This is a genomic window from Aquirufa lenticrescens, assembly GCF_019916085.1.
Classification (GTDB): Bacteria; Bacteroidota; Bacteroidia; order Cytophagales; family Spirosomataceae; genus Aquirufa; species Aquirufa lenticrescens.
Genome location: NZ_CP049834.1, coordinates 316,151 through 333,823 on the forward strand (window position 1 = coordinate 316,151; position 17,673 = coordinate 333,823).

Genomic DNA, 17,673 nt, shown 5'->3' on the forward strand with positions numbered 1-17,673 from the left:
GTTTGATAATTTAAGATCGTGTCCAGGTAGATGTTCTTCCAAACATTGCTACGCCTACAAAACCACGAATGTCTAGTGTTTTGTTCCCGTCTTTGATTTTAAGAATGCAATCGTAGGTCTTTCCAGAATTAGGATCGTAAATAGTTCCATTTTCCCATGCAGATCCTGTGAATTTGAAGTTTTTCAAGATGACCGCTCCTAAAAGCTCCCGACTGCGTAATTTTTCATCTGGGTTTTTGCCATCTTTTCTTCCGGTTGTTTTACCCCACGAAATCTTTCCAAAGTACTGGTCTCCTTGTTTGAAAATGATGATTTTCCCGTCTTTTTCTTGTGAAAGCCACTCACCTAAAATGGCATCAGAAGCTGTATTGGCGAAAATAGAAACAGACACAAATAAAAATGTAATCAAGGATAAGCTAAACTTTTTCATTCGATTGAATAGTTGAGGTGAAGAAGAAAACTAAACTGGAGTCAAAAATACTAAACTATTCTTGACCCTAAAAGTTTATTTTTTGAAGCAGAAAACATCGGAAAATTGTCGCTCTCAAATGGAATGCTTATTTTTGTAGATATTTGGCACAAAACCGTACCAATCCATTAATAAACTATATGAATTATCATTTAAATCAAATTCCAGACCGCACGGCTAAACCACGTCAAAAAGGGTTAACGATGGTGATGGATAAAGGACTAAGTCTGCGTCAAGTAGAAGATTTCTTAGAGACTGGCGCTGATTACACCGATATCGTAAAATTAGGTTGGGCTACCTCCTTTGTAACGCCTAATTTGAAAGATAAATTAGCCTTGTATAAGTCGGCAGGAATTCCGGTTTATTTTGGAGGAACCTTATTTGAAGCCTTTTACATCCGTGGTCAATTTGATGATTACCGTCGTGTTTTAGATGAATACGGAATGGAATATGCCGAAGTTTCGGATGGTTCGATCGAGATGGAATCAGATATCAAATGTGAATTAATTCGTACGTTAGCGTCTCAAGTGACTGTACTTTCTGAGGTGGGTTCTAAAGATGAGGCAAAAATTATTCCTCCTTATAAGTGGATTAAATTAATGCGCATGGAATTAGAAGCTGGTGCTTGGAAGGTAATCGGTGAGGCGCGTGAAGGAGGAAATGTGGGTTTATTCCGGTCCTCTGGTGAAGTTCGTCAAGGCTTAGTAGAAGAGATTTTAACGGAGATTCCAGAAGAGAAAATCATCTGGGAGGCGCCGCAAAAGTCGCAACAAGTTTGGTTCGTGAAACTAGTAGGAGCGAACGTAAACGTAGGAAATATTGCACCACAGGAAGTTATTTCTTTAGAAACGATTCGTTTAGGATTACGTGGCGATACGTTTGACCACTTCTTAACGAAATAGTTCGGATGCTGCAGCTTTTATTAGATCTTTTAAAGGATCCTTTGACCTTTTTGTCGGAATTTATTGCCGCTCACGGTGCATTGACCTATGGTCTTTTGTTTCTGATTGTATTTGTGGAAACGGGACTGGTGGTGATGCCTTTCTTACCTGGCGATTCCTTATTGTTTTCGGTGGGTTTATTAGCCGCTGCCAGTGGCGAATTGTCGCTTGGGACCGTGATTCCTCTTTTAATTAGCGCCGCACTTTTAGGGGATCAAGTGAATTATTTTATTGGTAAATACTTTAGCAATCTCATTCGAGAACGCGAACAGGTTTTATTCCTGAAGCGGAAGCACATAGAAGAGACAGAGGCGTTTTATGCCAAATATGGCCCTAAAACAGTTATACTAGCTCGCTTTATCCCGATTGTTCGTACCGTAGCGCCTTTTGTGGCAGGCGCGGGACGCATGTCTTATCCGGTCTATTTATTGTACGGCTTTTTAGGGGCGACCCTCTGGGTAAGCAGTATTTCTGCAGCTGGTTATTTCTTGGGCGAGAATGAGTTTGTGAAGGCAAATTTTGAGAAAGTTGTTTTAGGAATCGTTGGAGTTTCTGTTCTGCCTATTGTTTGGGGATTGATTTCAAAACGCAAATAAGATGGCTATCTCGCACTTATATGGTCTGATTGGTTATCCACTAGTTCATTCTTTTTCCAAAGCGTATTTTACCGAAAAATTCGAAAAGCTGGGTCTTTCAGAAACACACGCTTACGAACAATTTCCTATTCCAAGCATTGACGAGTTCAAAGCCATTCTAGCGGCGAATCCGAATCTGAAAGGGCTGAATGTGACCATTCCTTACAAGCAATTGGTGATGCCTTTGCTCGATGAGATCGATCTAGCTGCGGCCCAAATAGGCGCCGTCAATACGATCAAAATTGCCGCTGACGGTTATACCCGTGGTTATAATACCGATTATTGGGGTTTTCGTACGACGGTGGAGTTTTGGGACAAATTCAAAAACTTCGGGTCTCTAAAGGCCTGTGTTTTAGGTCAAGGAGGCGCAGCGAAGGCAATCATCGTAGCCTTAGAGGATATGGGGTTCGAGGTCATCAAGGTTTCTCGTCAAGCTTCGGATGAAACGATCACTTACGAACAAATGCCTGAGTTGATGGAAGAAATCGGTTTGATCGTGAATACGACGCCGTTAGGAATGTTTCCGAAGGTGGATGATAAACCGCCTATCCCCTACGAATTGCTGAACAAGCAACATTATTTGTACGATATCGTCTACAACCCATTAGAGACTGCTTTTTTGAAAGCGGGTCTTGAACATAAAGTGGGAGGCATCTATGCCGGATTGGAGATGTTACAGGGACAGGCCGATAAGGCTTGGGAAATTTGGCAAAAAAACTAAGCTAAATAAACGCCTCTTTTCGCAGAATCACTTAAGATCACTTGGACGTGCTCAGAGAGCGTCGTAGAAAGTTCGTATCCTTTGTAATCCGCAGAAATAGGGAAACGCTTGTAGTTTCGATCTACGATGACGGCTACTTGAATGCGTTTTACGTGCATGCTCAAGAATGGCGCTAAGCTATAAGAGAAGGTGCGACCTGTGTTCAGAACATCATCTACTACGATGATTACTTTGTTCTCTAAGGCATCTGTTCCACCTTCGAATTTTACTGGGCGCTCGTACGGATGTTCTTTATTCAAATCAATTTTAACCGGAATAGCGTTGATTTTTGAGATGCTTTTGATCTCTTCGCATAATAGTTCGGCGAAAGCGAAGCCCTCACCTACAATTCCCGCTATAACAATTTCGGACTCTTCGAAGTTATTCTCATAGATTTGAAAGGCAATTCTACGGATTTTTTGGAGGAGGGCAGGGCCATCAAGAACTTGTTTGGCTGACATAGGGATTGCTTTAATTCAAATAGTACGCTTTAAAATTACCAAAATTATCCAATTTTCGTACCTTTACGGCTTAATTAGCGTTTAAAAATCATTTCATATGTCTAAAATGTACGGGGCTCAACAGCGCCAAATGCAAGCACCTTCGAATCCATTAGCAATTAAAACGAAGAAATTTGCATTAGAAAAAAACAAGTTTGTGGGTTTATGCATGCGTCAGCTTTTCTCTAACCAATGGAAGTTTGCATTTATTCCTTTGGCTCTTGTATTAGGGAATGTGGCCTTGAACTTAACGGGGACGTATAAAAACTACTGGATCTACATTTTCATTGCCATCGCTGTGATTGGATATATTCTTTTTTGGTTAATTCAGTTTACTGGAATCACGCAATTAGCGCAATACAAGCAATTGTTTGATAAATACCGCTACGAAATCGATAGTCGCCAAATCTTCATGAAGCTTTCTGACAAAGAAGGAGGAATGATCAAATGGGATATGATTTTGGGCGCTTACAAAGACAAGGACGCCTACGTTCTTGAGATGGGTAAATACCAATTCCTACACTTGCCATTCAGCGTGTTTAATAACGATAATGACAAGAAATTACTCGATAAGATTTTGCGCGACAAGGGGTATTTAAATTCCTAAGATGGGGCGCATTCTAGCGATTGATTTTGGTTTAAAACGGACGGGCATCGCAGTGACAGATCCTTTGCAGATTATTGCAAACGGTTTAGACACGGTTCCTACCCATACCCTGTTAGCATTTTTGCAAACCTATTTCGCGAAAGAAACGGTCGACCAAGTAGTGATTGGAATGCCTAAAAATCTTGACAACACTGATACGGATTCCACCGCCGGGGTTCGCATTTTTATCAAAAGCTTTCGCAAGAAATTTCCCTTGATTCCTTTGGAAGAACACGATGAACGCTTCACGTCTAAGCTAGCCATGCAGGCGATGATAGCTGGAGGAATGTCGAAGAAGGATAGAAGAGAGAAAGGAACCGTCGATCGGGTCTCGGCCACGATCATATTGCAATCCTATTTAGAATCTAAATCATAAAAAAAGCGGCCCTTGGAAGAGCCGCTTTTTTATTTCGTTACCACCTTTGCAAAACGGTGGTAGAATGGAGTCTTACTTTGATCCGTTTTCGGTTTGTATTTTCCGGTAATGATAGGAACATACATCACGCGGCGACGGGATTTTTCACCCACGTTAGGAGAAACCTCCACGCGGTGCCATAAGCGGCCATCATGTATGGTTAAATCACCACGTTCGATTTCGAATGCCGCTTCTCTTGGATCTGGTTTGTGATCGATGAATTGCTTCTTCCCGAACAATAATTTCAACACCCCTTGTGTATGTGTGCCTGGAAGTACACGTAGACCGCCATTCGAAGAAGGGCAATTGTCTAAGTGAATTCCCACGTTTAACATCGGAAGGATTTTTTGTCCTAAGAATAAATCACGTGGGCTATCGGTATGCCAGCCCATTTGGCTGAACTTCGAATTAGGTTCATTAATGTAATGATTGAAAACCAATCCATCTTTTTCGTCCTCACTGATTCTACCTTCGTATGGAGCTAACAATTCGATGAGTAACTGCAAGCGTGGATCTCTGATTAATTCAGCTAACACAGGGCTAAACTGATTCGTAAAGCACATGCGCTGAATCATCGGATTTCCTTCGTGGTCTTTACCAAACTTTAAAGGAATTCCTTTTACCTTTTCAATGCCTTCTGCTAGCCATTGCTTTTCAATTTTCGCTAATTCCGAAATGAAAAGTTCCGCTGTTTCAGGCTCAATAAACTTCTTAAATTGAATTACTCCATACTTCTTGAAGTATTCTTTCTGCTCTTCCGTTAGTTTTTCTCCTAACGTGAAGGTTTTGTATTCAAATTTCGCAGATGGTTTTCTCATAAGGTAATGGTAATGAATTCGGGATGCAATTTACGGCAATCTGTACGAATAATAGTTATTGTGTTCTTGATTTCTGATGAAAATCAAGTTTTTGGTATATAAAAGCGTTAAAAAATGCCGAACTTTGCAGCTTGAATTTAAGATTTAATCATGAAAAAAATCCTATTTATCGCTTTGCTTAGTTTGGCAAGCCTTTCTGCCTTTTCTCAACAAACGAATAAAAAAGGATCCTATTATATCACGTGGGGCTATAATCGTTCTTCTTATGCGAATTCGGATATTCGTTTTGTAGGGCCGGGATATGATTTTACCTTATTAGATGCTCAGGCATTGGATTTCCCTACACCACTTAGCGAGTTTAAGACCTATGTAGATCCCGGTTTGTTGTCCATTCCACAGTTTAATTTCCATGCAGGGTATTTCATTAAGGATAATCTTTCCATCAGCATCGGTTGGGATCATATGAAATACGTAATGACAGATGGCCAAACGGTGAAAGTGAATGGCTTTATCAATCCGCAGACTTCTACTCCGGCGATTGCGGTAGATCCAGCTTATGTAGGCACATTCAATCAAACACCCTTAGTATTAGATCCGAACAAGTTCGTTCACTTAGAACACACAGATGGCTATAATTATGCTTCTGTAGAACTGGAACACTATAATCCGGTATACCAAAGTCCTAAGAGTCGTTTTGCGATCGATTGGATGCAAGGTGTGGGTGTGGGCGCACTGGTTCCACGTTCAGATGTGCATGTTTTCGGGGTAGGCCAAAACAACTTCTGGAACCTAGCAGGGGGCGGAGCTTCTTTGAAGACAGGGTTGAAGTTTAATTTCTCAAAATTATTGTTCTTTGAAACGACGATCAAAACCGGAGCAACGAAGTTGTGGGATATCCATACGACAGGTCGCTCGGTAGATCACGCGGAACAATCCATCTATTTTCTTGAATTTTACGGGGCTTTAGGTTTTACTATAAAAGGTTCTTCTAAATAATTTTTTAGACTAGGCTAAAAAATACTATCTTCGTGTATGTTCACACGAATCCTACTGCTATTGTTCATTTCGGTAAGCGCTTTGGCGCAAAGTGAAGGACGTATAGAAACAGATCGCCCAGACCAGACGGAATGCCCCTTCATTGTGAAAAAGGGGTATATACAAGCAGAATTAGGCTTCAATCGATCTACATCGGAATACCTTTTCCCTACCTCTTTATTGAAATATGGCTTAAGTAAGCGATTCGAATTGCGCTACGTCTCTGTTTTAGGGCAGGAACCAGGAAAAGAAACGCGTTTTCAAACCGAAGCGATTGGATTAAAATGGGCCTTATTTCAGCCTTCTGGAATTCAGCATTCAAGTTGGAAACCACGAACCTCAGTCATAGTACATTATAATTGGGATCACCAAAACCGTGATTTTTCGGAGAAAAACCTACGGGGCCATTCGATAGGAGATGTCGTATTTACCATGCAGAATGATTTCAATGAGCACTATGGAATAGGCTATAACATAGGAACAGAAATGCATTCGAACGGCTCTTTTGAAGGCATTTACCGGGTAGCTCCTAACATGTTGATTGGTAAGAAGGGCTATGCCTATGTGGAGGTTTTTGGGCGATTTCCTGCGTCAGAATTTGCGGACCATTCTTATGATGCCGGTTTTGCTTATTATGTGAATGAGGATGTGAAATTAGATGTTTCTGCCGGCCAAAGTTTTTTGCATCCCGAAGATCATTATATCGCTGTCGGACTATCTTTTCGCTTTCGAGTTATTCGATAATGCGGTCGTTGGACTAGGATTTCTTAAATTGCAGCAATGAGACGGATTTTCTTTTTCTTCGGGGTCTTTTTACTCTGCTTCACGGACTTGTGTGCTCAGGCCACCTTGCTCTTGGGTGAGAAAGCCATTACGCTGGAAGAGAATTTCTCTTTATCCTTTGTGCTCAAATCCACGAATGCCAGCGTTGAAACTCCTACCTATAAATTCCCTGAACTTCCGGGCCTTCGAAAGTTAGGTGTTTCACGTTCGAAAGCTACCGATATTCAAAACGGTGAGCCGGTTTATTCTTTCACGTTTTCTCAATATTATCAAGCTTCCGCCACAGGAACCTTACTGATTCCATCGGCTGAAATCATTGTGAATCAGCAATCGTTAAAGATGGATGGATTTGCCCTGCAAGTCAGTGCCTCAGAACAAAAAGAGGAGGTGATAGAGGAAACTAAAGCCCAAATTGAAGAACTTTTCAAAGGACAAAACTCTGTTTTTCTAGCCCTTACCTCTACTCAGACTCAACCCTTCGTTGGTCAAGGATTTACCCTGAAATTCTCTTTGTTTATCCCGGACGATAATTCAACTCGCTATAGTTTTGACCGAAATGACATTCAAATACCTGCCCTGATTCAAAAATTGAGGCCTAAAAATTGCTGGGAAGAGAGTTTTGGACTACAAGAAGTGAAAGTTTCGAAGGTGGTTTACAAGAATAAAAAATATACGGAGTATCGCTTTTTTCAATCTTCCTATTTTGCTCTAGATGCGAAGAAGATCATCATTCCATCCTTAAGTCTTCAGCTGCTTAAAAATACAGAGAAGGTTGTTTTCAGTTCAAAACCCATCGTTATTTCCCCCAAGGAATTGCCTAATCATCCTTTGAAAGGGAAGGTACCCGTGGGGGATTTTCGCCTTGTCGAAAGCTTAACAAGAAATCAAGTGCAGACGGGTGACTCTGTCGTCTATGTGTCCAGTGTCATAGGAGATGGAAATAGTATTCTTTGGGATGCTAAATTAGTGGAGTCAGATTACTTCCTGAATTTCTCTCCTTTAGGGACTCAAAGTTCCGTTTATCCGTATGGCGACAAAATGTTAGGCAATAAAACGGAGAAAATACTGATTATTCCATCGCAACCGGGTAAATTTGCATTGAAATCCTATTTTAATTGGATCTACTTTAACACCCGGACTGCTACATATGATACCTTGCGTTCAGAAGCGATTTTGACCGTGAGTGGTCAACCCTCGGATCGCGAGTTGAATACGCAGTCGGAAACGATGTTGTTGTACCGAGGATTAGAGAAATTAGCCGCTGAGAGGGTGATTGGCTATCGATGGATTGATTGGAAACAGATTTTTAATGCTTTTTTAGGGCTGGTTTTACTCTGGCTTGTCATTTTGATAATTAAGGCCAAAAGAAAATAGTATGGGCAGTATATACGGTAAAATATTTCAAATTAGTACGTTCGGAGAGTCACACGGTGCTGCGGTAGGTGTGGTCGTAACGGGTTGTCCAGCGGGAGTTAATTTCGATATGGAATTCATTCAATCGGAATTAGATCGCCGCAAACCGGGTCAATCGCGTATTACAACGCAACGTAAAGAAGCGGATTCAGTGGAAGTAGTTTCCGGCGTTTTTGAAGGAAAAACGACAGGTACACCTATTGCGATGCTCGTTTGGAATGGAGACCAACGCTCGAAAGATTATTCACACATTGCAGATCAATTCCGCCCTTCCCATGCCGATTTTACCTACCAAGAAAAGTATGGAGTTCGCGATTACCGTGGAGGCGGCCGTAGCTCGGCAAGAGAAACGGTGGCGCGGGTGGCTGCAGGGGCTTTGGCCAAATTAGTATTAAAACAATTAGGCGTAAAAATTACCGCCTACGTTTCTCAAGTGGGAACTTTAAAATTAACAACGCCCGTAGAGCAACTGGATTTAGCAGTTGCAGAAACAAACGCTGTGCGTTGCCCTGATACTGCATTAGCAGAAGAAATGTTCACTTACATCGACGATATCCGCAAGCAAGGGGATTCGGTAGGGGGCGTCGTTTCTGCTTATATTACAGGCTGCCCGGTGGGTTTAGGCGAACCTGTTTTCGATAAATTGCACGCGGAATTAGGCAAAGCGATGTTAAGCATCAATGCCGTAAAAGGCTTTGAATATGGTTCTGGATTTGATGGAGTTGAACTTCGCGGATCTCAGCACAACGATATTATTGTCAAAGACGAAGCAGGCAAAGTAAGTACAGTAACGAATCATTCAGGTGGAATTCAAGGGGGTATCTCTAATGGAGAGCCTATCTATTTTCGAGTTGGATTCAAGCCAGTGGCTACGATTATGCAAGATCAGGATAGTTTGAACAATTCTGGAGAAAAAATTGTTGTATCAGGCAAAGGTCGTCACGATCCTTGTGTGGTGCCACGCGCCGTACCTATCGTGGAGGCAATGTCAGCGATTGTATTGTTAGATTTCTATTTACGTAATCGCTTGACAAAATTATCAGACGTTTTATGATTCCAAACGAGGATGAATATTATATGAGCCTCGCGCTGAAACAAGCGGAGCGGGCTTTAGAAGACGAAGAAATTCCAGTAGGTGCAGTCGTAGTTTGCCAAGGTAAAATTGTGGCAAAGGCCTACAACCAAACGGAAATTTTGACCGATGTAACGGCTCATGCAGAGATGATTGCGATTACCTCTGCCGCCCAAACGATTGGCGCCAAATATTTGAAAGATTGCACGCTTTATGTGACTTTGGAACCTTGTCTAATGTGCGCAGGGGCCATTTATTGGTCGCAATTAGGGCGTTTAGTGTACGGTGCTTCAGAAGAGAAGCGCGGTTTTGAAAAACTAGGAACAGGCATTTTACACCCGAAGACAGAGATTGTTGGAGGGGTTTTGGCAACCGAATCAGAACAACTATTAAAGGAGTTCTTTTCGATGCGACGCTAAATTAAATGGTAGGTGGTAAATGGTGAATGGTCAATGAAACGCCTCCATCATCCACCATTTACCATTCACCATTTACCATTTATAACACCATTTAAATTATACTACATATGTCATTTACATTAGCCCCTTTGCCGTATGCAAATAATGCGTTAGAACCGCATTTCGATGCATTAACGATGGAAATTCACCACGATCGTCACCATAACGCTTACGTGACGAATTTGAACGCAGCGGTAGCTGGAACGGAGTTAGAAGGAAAGTCTTTAGAAGAATTATTCACTTCTATCTCTACCTTATCTCCTGCGGTTCGTAACAACGGTGGTGGTCACTTTAACCACGATTTATTCTGGAATATCTTATCGCCAAACGGCGGTGGTGCTCCTGTGGGTACTTTAGCGAAAGCAATCGATGCAAAATTTGGTTCTTTTGATGCCTTCAAAGAAGAGTTCAAGAAAGCAGGTTTAACGCGTTTCGGTTCAGGCTGGGCGTGGTTAGTTGCTCAAAAAGATGGTTCGGTAGCGGTTTCAAGCACGCCTAACCAAGACAATCCATTAATGGATGTAGCTGACGTAAAAGGCTTCCCCGTAATCGGATTAGATGTTTGGGAGCACGCTTACTATTTGAAATTCCAAAACAAGCGTCCAGATTACATCGACGCTTTCTGGAGTGTAGTTGATTGGAACAAAGCGGAAGCGCGTTACCAAGCAGCTCAGAAATAATTGATTAGGACGGGGGAATGAAAATTCTCCCGTTTTTTTCGGCTTTCTTTTGCAATATTGGAAGCTTTGCGTATTTTTGCAGTCCCAAATGGCGGTTGTAGCTCACTCGGTTAGAGCACTGGTTTGTGGTACCAGGGGTAGTGGGTTCGAATCCCATCATCCGCCCAAAATGCCTCAGTAGAAATACTGGGGCATTTTTTGTTAATTTTCTGTACATTTGTTTAGAAAATCATCGCATGAATCCAGTATTTCTAAAACGTTTTCTAGTCGTATTATATGCAGCCGGATTATTCGGAATGCATTTACCTGCTACAGCTGCCTTATTTACCTCTTTGGTGCCCTTGACACTTTGGTTTACGGCCTTTATCTGTGTGGTTTATTTTCCCAAGCCTTCGTTTCAAGCGTATGTATTTTTAGGGCTATTAGCCATTGCAGCTTGGTATTTAGAGGTGCAGGGAGTGAGGACCGGTCAAATTTTCGGAGTCTACAGCTATGGGAAAACACTAGGTTTCCAATTAATCAAGGTGCCCATCACGATCGGTTTGAATTGGTTAGTTTTGGTTCTTGCGACAAGTGCATTAGTGGAAGAGTGGAATATCGCGGGGAAAATAAGTAAAGCGGCGATAGGAGCAGGTTTGATGACTGCCTTGGATTTCTTGATAGAGCCAGTAGCGGTGCATTTTGATTTTTGGACTTGGGCTGGGGTTCAGGTGCCTGCACAAAACTTTGTGGCTTGGTGGTTTGCCTCTTTTGTTTTTCATTTAGCCTATCAAAATACCCCCTTCCCATCCAAATCAAGCCTATTTAGATTAATTGCTGCGCTACAATTTTTATTCTTTTTAGGGCATTGGCTACTTTTACAATTTAATTTCTAAACATTTTCTGAACTCGGGTGTTACGATGAAGATGAATGTATATTCAATTAAGGATTTAGAGAATTTCAGTGGTATCAAGGCCCATACCATCCGTATTTGGGAGCAGCGTTACCATTTGCTTAATCCAGTTCGAACGGAGACAGGTATTCGTACCTATTCTGACATCGATTTAAAGCGTATTTTAAATATTGCGACCCTTCAAAACAAGGGTGGAATCAAAATTTCCAAGATCGCCGAATTAACGGAATCTGAAATTTCAGAGAAAATCCTTCAGCTTTCAGGTGGCGAATTAGATTATCCGGAGCATATTCAAGCCATTACGGTGGCTATGATGGACTTGGATGAGTACCGTTTCCAAGTATTGGCGAAAACGATAACGGACGCATATGGTTTTGAGAACTTTATGCTGAAGGTGATTTATCCGTTTTTAACCCGATTAGGCACTTTATGGCTTTCCGGTTCGGTAGGGCCCGCTCAGGAGCACTTTATTACCCATTTAATTCGTCAAAAAATCATTGCCGCCATAGACTCTCAAATGGCGAAACCTAAACCGGATGCAAAGAAGTTCTTGTTGTATCTTCCAGAAGGGGAATTACATGAAATTGGTTTGCTTTTTGCGAGTTATTTAATTCGTGCCCGCCAGCATTCTGCGGTCTATTTAGGTCAATCGCTTCCTTTTGATGAATTGTGTTTGGCCTACGAAATACATCAACCAGATTATGTATTCAGTGTATTTACGACTGAACCGTCTCAGGATATTTTACCCGCTTATGTCGCTGAATTAGACAAGATGCTTCCTGATGCGAAAATTATGTTGACTGGATACAACGTGTTGCATTCTGCAGAACCAGTTCCGGCGCGCATTCAGCTGATTGGTGATTTCACTACCTTAATCGAGGTAATTGAATCCTAACTGAAGTTAGGATCTAGCTTCGTTGCATCTTCCACAAATTGCTTTACTTGCTGCTCCTGGTCTTTAGGGCAAATCATTAATACATTTCCGTGTTCCGCTACGATATAATTCGATAAGCCGTGAATGACCACTAATTTATCTTTAGGGGCTTTGATGATGCAATCTTTGGTTTCATAAAGCATCACGTTCGCATCCACCGCATTTTGGAGTTCATCCTTTTCGTTAATCTCGTGCAAGGATTTCCAAGTGCCTAAGTCCGACCAGCCTATATCGGCTAAAATAACTTTCACATCGCGCGCTTTTTCCATTACTCCATTATCCATCGAGATGCTTTTGCAAACCGCATATACTTTGCGAATGAATTCAGGCTCTTCTTCGGTATAATAGAAGGCACGTCCTTCTTCGAACTGTTCCGCAAGGCGTGAAAGGTGCTTAGTTAATTCGTGCTTGAAAGTAGGAATGGAGAAAACGAAAAGGCCAGCGTTCCATACGTAGTCCCCGCTCTCTAAAAATGCCTCGGCTAATTCTAAATTGGGTTTCTCCGTGAAGGTCTTTACGGTTTTTGCCGTTTCCGCTGATTCTTGGTATTGGATGTATCCGTAACCCGTGTCTGGGCGCGTAGGTACAATTCCTAACGTAACTAATACCGGTTCTTTGGCCGCTTCTAGCGCTTCATTAACCCGTGCTTTAAAGGCCTCCTCTTTTAAAATGACATGATCTGCAGGAGCTACGATCATCTTTGCTTTTGGATGCTTTTTACTGATCTTGTAGGCCGCATAAGCGATGCAAGGAGCTGTATTTTTGCGATTAGGCTCTTTTAGGATTTGATCCGGGCTCAAGAAAGGTAATTGCTCTTGCACGATACCTGCGAATTCCTCGCTGGTAACCACGTACATATTTTCTGGAGCTACAATTCCCTCAAAGCGTTCAGCGGTTTGCTGAAGCATGGTTTTTCCCACGCCTAAAACGTCGTGAAATTGTTTCGGATAATTACTTCTGGAGATGGGCCAAAACCGGGTTCCGATTCCTCCCGCCATAATGACAAGGCAATTAGGCATAGTGTTATTTTTGGCTAAGAAACGTTTGTACTCGTTGCACAGCGTTTTCTCTAATATTTTGGTAAAATAAATTAATGTCAGCCTTGTGCCAGTTTTTCAACTTCACAAAAGCGCGACCAGGAACATACGGGGTATTCGTCCACAAGACTCCCAAATGGTTTTGGGCATCTGCAAACTCTTTTACATATTTAAATCCATAGGATACACCACCGATATTCTTTTCTTTCGAGGCAAAATTCTCATCCGTAGACCACGTTAATGGATTAACGGAAGCTAATTCAGTCACCGTACCTGGATGCCAAGGGGGTAAATAACCTTGCAAAAAGGACGTGTAGGCTACGAAACATCCCGTTTGAGTAGGGGAAGTACAAACGGGAATGTTTGTGAAGGTATTTTTAGGAGTCGCGATTCCGATGATATAAGCTGCCACCAGTTGCTTTCCTAATTCTTTCCCGTCAAAATACTCTTTCATCAAACGCGTAGCGTGTACCGTACCTTGGCTGTGGCTAGCGATGATAATCGGTCTCCCTTTGTTTTCATGTGCTAAATAATAGTCGAAGGCTCTTTTCACATCGGAATAGGCTAAGTCCAAGGCAGCTTCTTTATCTTCTTTATACTGGGTGACAAAAGCTTGGTAATGTGCCTGGCGGTAACGGGGTGCGAAAATTCGCCCGGCAGCATTAAAGGCAGTAGCTTGATTCAAAATCGTTGAACTGTCCGTGCGCGTATTCAAGGCTTGATCTGTCATCGAAGCATTCCAAACATATTCGTTTTCTGGTTTATAGGTAAATATGGTGGGGTGAATGAAGAAGACATCGGCTTTGGCAGTCGCCTGTTCATCTTTTAATGAGGACTTGCGTGGTACTAAATCCGCCGCGTCATAGCGAGAAGGTAAAGCTGACCAAGCGGCTGGGTCTGCATAATCCATAGGCGCCGGTTGGGGAGCGTCTTTCCATCTGGTGCTCAGTACATAAGGCGTTTGACTTGCGCAAGCGCTGAGGAAAATGACACACAAAAAGACAAGAGCTCTCATAGGCTTAATTTATATGCAAAGCTAGTAGTTTAATCCTCCTTTTTAAAATAAAATGATTGAGCGGTAATACGAGATTATAAACGATTAAATTATTTTCCGAAAAATTAGTAATTTTTTAATACTAACATAGTGGTGAATAATGAAATCTTCTTTATTTTTGTTGTAATTCGAGTATCCAAAACAAATTGTGTCATTAAAAACACCCATTATGAAAAAAATTATACAACAGATTTTACCTAGCCTAGCGCTTATTCTGTTCTTAAGTGCAAGCACTTTTGCTCAGACTAAAATTGGTGGTAAGGTAACGGATGCAGATTCTAAAGAGCCATTAATTGGTGTTAGTATCGGCGTAAAAGGAGCAGTAACTGGAACCATTTCAGATGCGAAAGGTAACTTCTCTCTATCAACGAACAAAGCTGGAGCATTAACAATCGTCGTTTCGATGGTAGGTTATGAGCGCCAAGAAATTCCGGTAAAAGGAAATAAAACAGATTTTCAAATTGCTTTAAAAGAGCAGGCTACTCTAGGACAAGATGTGGTTGTTTCTGCCTCTCGTGTGGAAGAAAGCGTTATGCAATCTCCCGTTTCAGTAGAACGTATGGACATACGTGCGATTCGTGAAACACCTGCTGCTTCTTTCTATGATGCTTTACGCAACATTAAAGGAGTTGAGGTGAGTTCACAATCGGTATCTTTCTCGTCTATCGGTATGCGTGGATTTAATAGCAACGGTAACGTACGTGTGGTTCAAATGATCGACGGTATGGATAACCAAGCACCAGGTTTGAACTTCTCTGTAGGTAATATCGTAGGTATTTCTGAATTGGATTTACAATCAGTAGACTTATTGCCAGGAGCAGCTTCTGCTTTATATGGTCCTAATGCTATGAACGGTATCATCTTAATGGATTCGAAATCACCTTTCTTATTCCAAGGATTATCTGCTCAAGTGAAAACAGGAGCGATGTATGCGAGCAATCGTACGGAAACGACTACTCCATATGGAGATATCTCGATTCGTTTTGCTAAAGCATTCAACAACAAAGTTGCTTTCAAATTAAACTTCAACCAATTGACAGCTGATGACTGGCAGTCAACGGATACACGTGACCAATCTTTATTGAACGGTACGGTATTAGGAGCTGGTTCTCGTGGAACTAATTTAGCTTACAATGGTGTGAGTGTATATGGTGATGAGACAAACGTGAATATGTTGACTTCATTAAAGCCATTATTAGGGGTTCCTACGAATCCTTTGACTGCAGGTATCAATCAGATCTCTGCTGCTACAGGTGGTTTATTAACTCCATCTGCGATCTTAGGATACATTGTTCCTAACGTAGCGATCTCTCGTGAAGGTTATGCTGAGCGTGATTTATCCTCTTATGCAAACCGTAATATCAAATTTAACGCCGCTTTACACTACCGTTTTAACGATAAAGTAGAGTTGATCTTACAAGGATCATATGGTCAAGGTACTACGATGTACACAGGAGCAGATCGTTATTCGATCAAGAATTTCTCCATGGGACAATACAAGGCAGAATTAAAAGGTTCTAACTTCTTTGTTCGTGCCTATACAACTCAAGAGAATTCAGGAGATGCGTATGCAACAGGTACTTTAGGTCAATTAGTAAACGAAGCAGCTAAGCCATCCACAGCTTGGTATCCTCAATACTTCTCGACTTTTGCAGGTTTGGCATTGACAAACTTTGGAACCGTATTACAAACGAACTTATTGAAAGGTGTAGCGCCAGCTTCAGCGGTAGGTTTAGCCGTAGCTAGTACACAATCATCATTCCCTTACTACCATGGAACAGCACGTGCAGCTTCTGATGCAGGTCGTTTAGTGCCAGGAACAGCAGCGTTTAACGCGGCGGTAGATGCAATCAAGGCTAAGCCACTTCCTCAAGGAGCTAAGTTTACAGATAAGTCTGCTTTATACCACTTAGAGGGTATGTATAACTTAACTGAGAAATTGAATAACAAAGTAGAATTGATCGTAGGTGCGAACTTCCGTCAATATGCCTTGAACTCAGAAGGAACTTTATTTGCATTGCAAGATGATGGTAGCGAGTTCTCTATCAACGAATACGGTGCATACGCACAAGCATCTAAGAAATTATTTGCTGATCACTTGAAAGTAACGGGTTCTCTTCGTTATGACAAGAACGAAAACTTTGAAGGTGTATTTAGCCCACGTATTTCTGGTGTGTTGACTCAAGGAACTTCTAACTTCCGTGCGTCTTTACAAACAGGTTTCCGTATTCCTACAACACAGGATCAATACATTAACTTGTTAACTCCATCTGCTCGTTTATTAGGTGGTTTAGCGGTAGTTCAAGATCGTTACAAATTGTCAGGTAATTCATACACGTTACAGTCGATTTTAGCTAACCAAACAGATCCTACGAAGTGGGTAACTTACAAGGCTAAGGCTTGGAAGCCAGAACAAGTTCAAACAGTTGAATTTGGTTACAAAGGAATGATCACTCCACAAATGTTTGTTGATTTCTATGCTTACCAATCTAACTTCACGAACTTCTCAGCAGGTCAAGTGGTAGCGCAACCTAGCACGACTTTGGCAGGTTCATTAAACTACTTCTCATTCCCATCTAACGTAGATAACGAAGTAGTGACTAACGGTTGGGGCTTAGGCATCGACTATGATTTAGGAAATCGTTGGGCATTAGGAACAAACGTTTCTTACAATGCAGTAAAAGACAACGGTGGATTAGCTGATTACCAATTAGGTTTCAACACACCGAACTACCGTACAAACGTTTCTTTAGGAAACCGTAACATCGGTAATTCAGGTTGGGGCTTCAATGCGACTTGGAGATACCAAGATCAATTTGTTTGGCAATCATCATTCGTGAACCAAGTAGTGAATCAACAACAATTGTCTATGATTCCTGCGTTCTCGACATTCGATATGCAAGTAAGCAAGAAAGTATCTGAGATTAAGTCAATCATCAAAGTAGGTGGTACGAACTTAGGCGGAGTTGCTTATACAACAGGATGGGGTAACCCATTAATCGGAAGCATGTACTATGTGAGCATCACTTTCGACGAATTGTTGAACAAATAAGATTTTTTGAAATTATGTTGAGGCTGCCCCTAAAAGGGCAGCCTCTTTTTTTGTACCTTTGTGGATCGATCGATTCCC

At 41.7% G+C, this 17,673-nt stretch carries 19 protein-coding genes and 1 tRNA gene; 15 read left to right on the forward strand and 5 right to left on the reverse strand.

The window, feature by feature from the left end:
* Positions 1-10: 10 nt before the first annotated feature.
* Entirely contained in the window at positions 11-430 is a 420-nt protein-coding gene (locus tag G9X62_RS01480; RefSeq protein WP_223131053.1) for a DUF2147 domain-containing protein, read from the reverse strand.
* 179 nt (positions 431-609) lie between these two features.
* On the opposite strand from G9X62_RS01480, the gene G9X62_RS01485 reads away from it, so the two are divergent.
* From G9X62_RS01485 to G9X62_RS01495, 3 genes are read left to right on the forward strand one after another with little or no spacing between them, the layout of a single operon-like run.
* On the forward strand, positions 610-1,371 hold the full coding sequence (locus G9X62_RS01485) for a phosphosulfolactate synthase (protein ID WP_223131054.1): 762 nt from the start codon (positions 610-612) through the stop codon (positions 1,369-1,371).
* Positions 1,372-1,376: 5 nt separating this feature from the next.
* Positions 1,377-2,006 carry a VTT domain-containing protein gene (locus G9X62_RS01490; RefSeq protein ID WP_223131055.1) on the forward strand — a complete coding sequence of 210 codons (630 nt, stop codon included), beginning with the start codon at positions 1,377-1,379 and terminating at the stop codon, positions 2,004-2,006.
* Position 2,007: 1 nt separating this feature from the next.
* Positions 2,008-2,766: a shikimate dehydrogenase family protein gene (locus tag G9X62_RS01495; protein WP_223131056.1), complete on the forward strand. Its 759-nt coding sequence runs from the start codon at positions 2,008-2,010 to the stop codon at positions 2,764-2,766.
* On the opposite strand, the gene G9X62_RS01500 is transcribed toward G9X62_RS01495, so the two are convergent.
* Entirely contained in the window at positions 2,763-3,266 is a 504-nt protein-coding gene (locus G9X62_RS01500) for a phosphoribosyltransferase family protein (RefSeq protein WP_223131057.1), read from the reverse strand. The two genes, G9X62_RS01495 and G9X62_RS01500, sit on opposite strands and share 4 nt — an antisense overlap.
* A 97-nt stretch (positions 3,267-3,363) precedes the next feature.
* Between G9X62_RS01500 and G9X62_RS01505 the strand changes: the two genes are divergently transcribed.
* Together G9X62_RS01505 and ruvX are read left to right on the forward strand one after the other, a co-directional pair.
* Positions 3,364-3,912: a YcxB family protein gene (locus G9X62_RS01505; RefSeq protein ID WP_261345529.1), complete on the forward strand. Its 549-nt coding sequence runs from the start codon at positions 3,364-3,366 to the stop codon at positions 3,910-3,912.
* 1 nt (position 3,913) lies between these two features.
* The gene (ruvX, locus tag G9X62_RS01510) at positions 3,914-4,327 is read left to right on the forward strand and encodes a Holliday junction resolvase RuvX (protein WP_223131058.1); all 414 of its coding nucleotides are present in this window, start codon (positions 3,914-3,916) and stop codon (positions 4,325-4,327) included.
* A 29-nt stretch (positions 4,328-4,356) separates the two neighbouring features.
* Here ruvX and G9X62_RS01515 read toward each other — a convergent pair whose 3' ends face one another.
* Complete coding sequence (locus G9X62_RS01515) at positions 4,357-5,184, reverse strand: phytanoyl-CoA dioxygenase family protein (RefSeq protein WP_223131059.1); 828 nt, start codon at positions 5,182-5,184, stop codon at positions 4,357-4,359.
* A 150-nt stretch (positions 5,185-5,334) separates the two neighbouring features.
* Here G9X62_RS01515 and G9X62_RS01520 point away from each other — a divergent pair, with 150 nt between their 5' ends.
* The 9 genes from G9X62_RS01520 (at position 5,335) to G9X62_RS01560 (ending at position 12,413) form a co-directional block, all read left to right on the forward strand.
* Positions 5,335-6,180: a hypothetical protein gene (locus G9X62_RS01520; RefSeq protein WP_223131060.1), complete on the forward strand. Its 846-nt coding sequence runs from the start codon at positions 5,335-5,337 to the stop codon at positions 6,178-6,180.
* 36 nt (positions 6,181-6,216) lie between these two features.
* On the forward strand, positions 6,217-6,963 hold the full coding sequence (locus tag G9X62_RS01525) for a transporter (RefSeq protein WP_223131061.1): 747 nt from the start codon (positions 6,217-6,219) through the stop codon (positions 6,961-6,963).
* 36 nt (positions 6,964-6,999) lie between these two features.
* Positions 7,000-8,376: a BatD family protein gene (locus G9X62_RS01530; protein ID WP_223131062.1), complete on the forward strand. Its 1,377-nt coding sequence runs from the start codon at positions 7,000-7,002 to the stop codon at positions 8,374-8,376.
* Between the two features lies 1 nt (position 8,377).
* Complete coding sequence (aroC, locus tag G9X62_RS01535) at positions 8,378-9,469, forward strand: chorismate synthase (RefSeq protein ID WP_223131063.1); 1,092 nt, start codon at positions 8,378-8,380, stop codon at positions 9,467-9,469.
* Positions 9,466-9,906: a nucleoside deaminase gene (locus G9X62_RS01540; RefSeq protein ID WP_223131064.1), complete on the forward strand. Its 441-nt coding sequence runs from the start codon at positions 9,466-9,468 to the stop codon at positions 9,904-9,906. The genes aroC and G9X62_RS01540 overlap by 4 nt, the downstream gene beginning before the upstream one ends.
* A 107-nt stretch (positions 9,907-10,013) precedes the next feature.
* Positions 10,014-10,625 carry a superoxide dismutase gene (locus G9X62_RS01545; RefSeq protein WP_130922756.1) on the forward strand — a complete coding sequence of 204 codons (612 nt, stop codon included), beginning with the start codon at positions 10,014-10,016 and terminating at the stop codon, positions 10,623-10,625.
* A gap of 91 nt (positions 10,626-10,716) precedes the next feature.
* A tRNA-His gene (locus G9X62_RS01550) sits at positions 10,717-10,790 on the forward strand.
* 71 nt (positions 10,791-10,861) lie between these two features.
* On the forward strand, positions 10,862-11,500 hold the full coding sequence (locus tag G9X62_RS01555) for a carotenoid biosynthesis protein (protein WP_223131065.1): 639 nt from the start codon (positions 10,862-10,864) through the stop codon (positions 11,498-11,500).
* Between the two features lie 25 nt (positions 11,501-11,525).
* Positions 11,526-12,413 (forward strand): MerR family transcriptional regulator, encoded by an 888-nt coding sequence (locus G9X62_RS01560; RefSeq protein WP_261345530.1) that lies wholly within the window; start codon positions 11,526-11,528, stop codon positions 12,411-12,413.
* On the opposite strand, the gene G9X62_RS01565 is transcribed toward G9X62_RS01560, so the two are convergent.
* On the reverse strand, positions 12,410-13,471 hold the full coding sequence (locus G9X62_RS01565) for a mannose-1-phosphate guanylyltransferase (protein WP_261345531.1): 1,062 nt from the start codon (positions 13,469-13,471) through the stop codon (positions 12,410-12,412). The genes G9X62_RS01560 and G9X62_RS01565 overlap by 4 nt on opposite strands.
* Positions 13,472-13,475: 4 nt before the next feature.
* A complete protein-coding gene (locus tag G9X62_RS01570; protein WP_261345532.1) occupies positions 13,476-14,399 on the reverse strand; it encodes a DUF3089 domain-containing protein in 924 nt (307 codons plus the stop codon).
* A 313-nt stretch (positions 14,400-14,712) separates the two neighbouring features.
* Here G9X62_RS01570 and G9X62_RS01575 point away from each other — a divergent pair, with 313 nt between their 5' ends.
* A complete protein-coding gene (locus G9X62_RS01575) occupies positions 14,713-17,595 on the forward strand; it encodes a TonB-dependent receptor (RefSeq protein ID WP_223131067.1) in 2,883 nt (960 codons plus the stop codon).
* Positions 17,596-17,673 lie beyond the last annotated feature (78 nt).

Excerpts from the sequence above, each read along its gene's own strand:
- G9X62_RS01480 (WP_223131053.1), bottom strand. The coding sequence starts at position 430 with ATGAAAAAGTTTAGCTTATCCTTGATTACATTTTTATTTGTGTCTGTT.
- G9X62_RS01485 (WP_223131054.1), top strand. The coding sequence starts at position 610 with ATGAATTATCATTTAAATCAAATTCCAGACCGCACGGCTAAACCACGT.
- G9X62_RS01490 (WP_223131055.1), top strand. The coding sequence starts at position 1,377 with ATGCTGCAGCTTTTATTAGATCTTTTAAAGGATCCTTTGACCTTTTTG.
- G9X62_RS01495 (WP_223131056.1), top strand. The coding sequence starts at position 2,008 with ATGGCTATCTCGCACTTATATGGTCTGATTGGTTATCCACTAGTTCAT.
- G9X62_RS01500 (WP_223131057.1), bottom strand. The coding sequence starts at position 3,266 with ATGTCAGCCAAACAAGTTCTTGATGGCCCTGCCCTCCTCCAAAAAATC.
- G9X62_RS01505 (WP_261345529.1), top strand. The coding sequence starts at position 3,364 with ATGTCTAAAATGTACGGGGCTCAACAGCGCCAAATGCAAGCACCTTCG.
- ruvX (WP_223131058.1), top strand. The coding sequence starts at position 3,914 with ATGGGGCGCATTCTAGCGATTGATTTTGGTTTAAAACGGACGGGCATC.
- G9X62_RS01515 (WP_223131059.1), bottom strand. The coding sequence starts at position 5,184 with ATGAGAAAACCATCTGCGAAATTTGAATACAAAACCTTCACGTTAGGA.
- G9X62_RS01520 (WP_223131060.1), top strand. The coding sequence starts at position 5,335 with ATGAAAAAAATCCTATTTATCGCTTTGCTTAGTTTGGCAAGCCTTTCT.
- G9X62_RS01525 (WP_223131061.1), top strand. The coding sequence starts at position 6,217 with ATGTTCACACGAATCCTACTGCTATTGTTCATTTCGGTAAGCGCTTTG.
- G9X62_RS01530 (WP_223131062.1), top strand. The coding sequence starts at position 7,000 with ATGAGACGGATTTTCTTTTTCTTCGGGGTCTTTTTACTCTGCTTCACG.
- aroC (WP_223131063.1), top strand. The coding sequence starts at position 8,378 with ATGGGCAGTATATACGGTAAAATATTTCAAATTAGTACGTTCGGAGAG.
- G9X62_RS01540 (WP_223131064.1), top strand. The coding sequence starts at position 9,466 with ATGATTCCAAACGAGGATGAATATTATATGAGCCTCGCGCTGAAACAA.
- G9X62_RS01545 (WP_130922756.1), top strand. The coding sequence starts at position 10,014 with ATGTCATTTACATTAGCCCCTTTGCCGTATGCAAATAATGCGTTAGAA.
- G9X62_RS01555 (WP_223131065.1), top strand. The coding sequence starts at position 10,862 with ATGAATCCAGTATTTCTAAAACGTTTTCTAGTCGTATTATATGCAGCC.
- G9X62_RS01560 (WP_261345530.1), top strand. The coding sequence starts at position 11,526 with ATGAAGATGAATGTATATTCAATTAAGGATTTAGAGAATTTCAGTGGT.
- G9X62_RS01565 (WP_261345531.1), bottom strand. The coding sequence starts at position 13,471 with ATGCCTAATTGCCTTGTCATTATGGCGGGAGGAATCGGAACCCGGTTT.
- G9X62_RS01570 (WP_261345532.1), bottom strand. The coding sequence starts at position 14,399 with ATGGATTATGCAGACCCAGCCGCTTGGTCAGCTTTACCTTCTCGCTAT.
- G9X62_RS01575 (WP_223131067.1), top strand. The coding sequence starts at position 14,713 with ATGAAAAAAATTATACAACAGATTTTACCTAGCCTAGCGCTTATTCTG.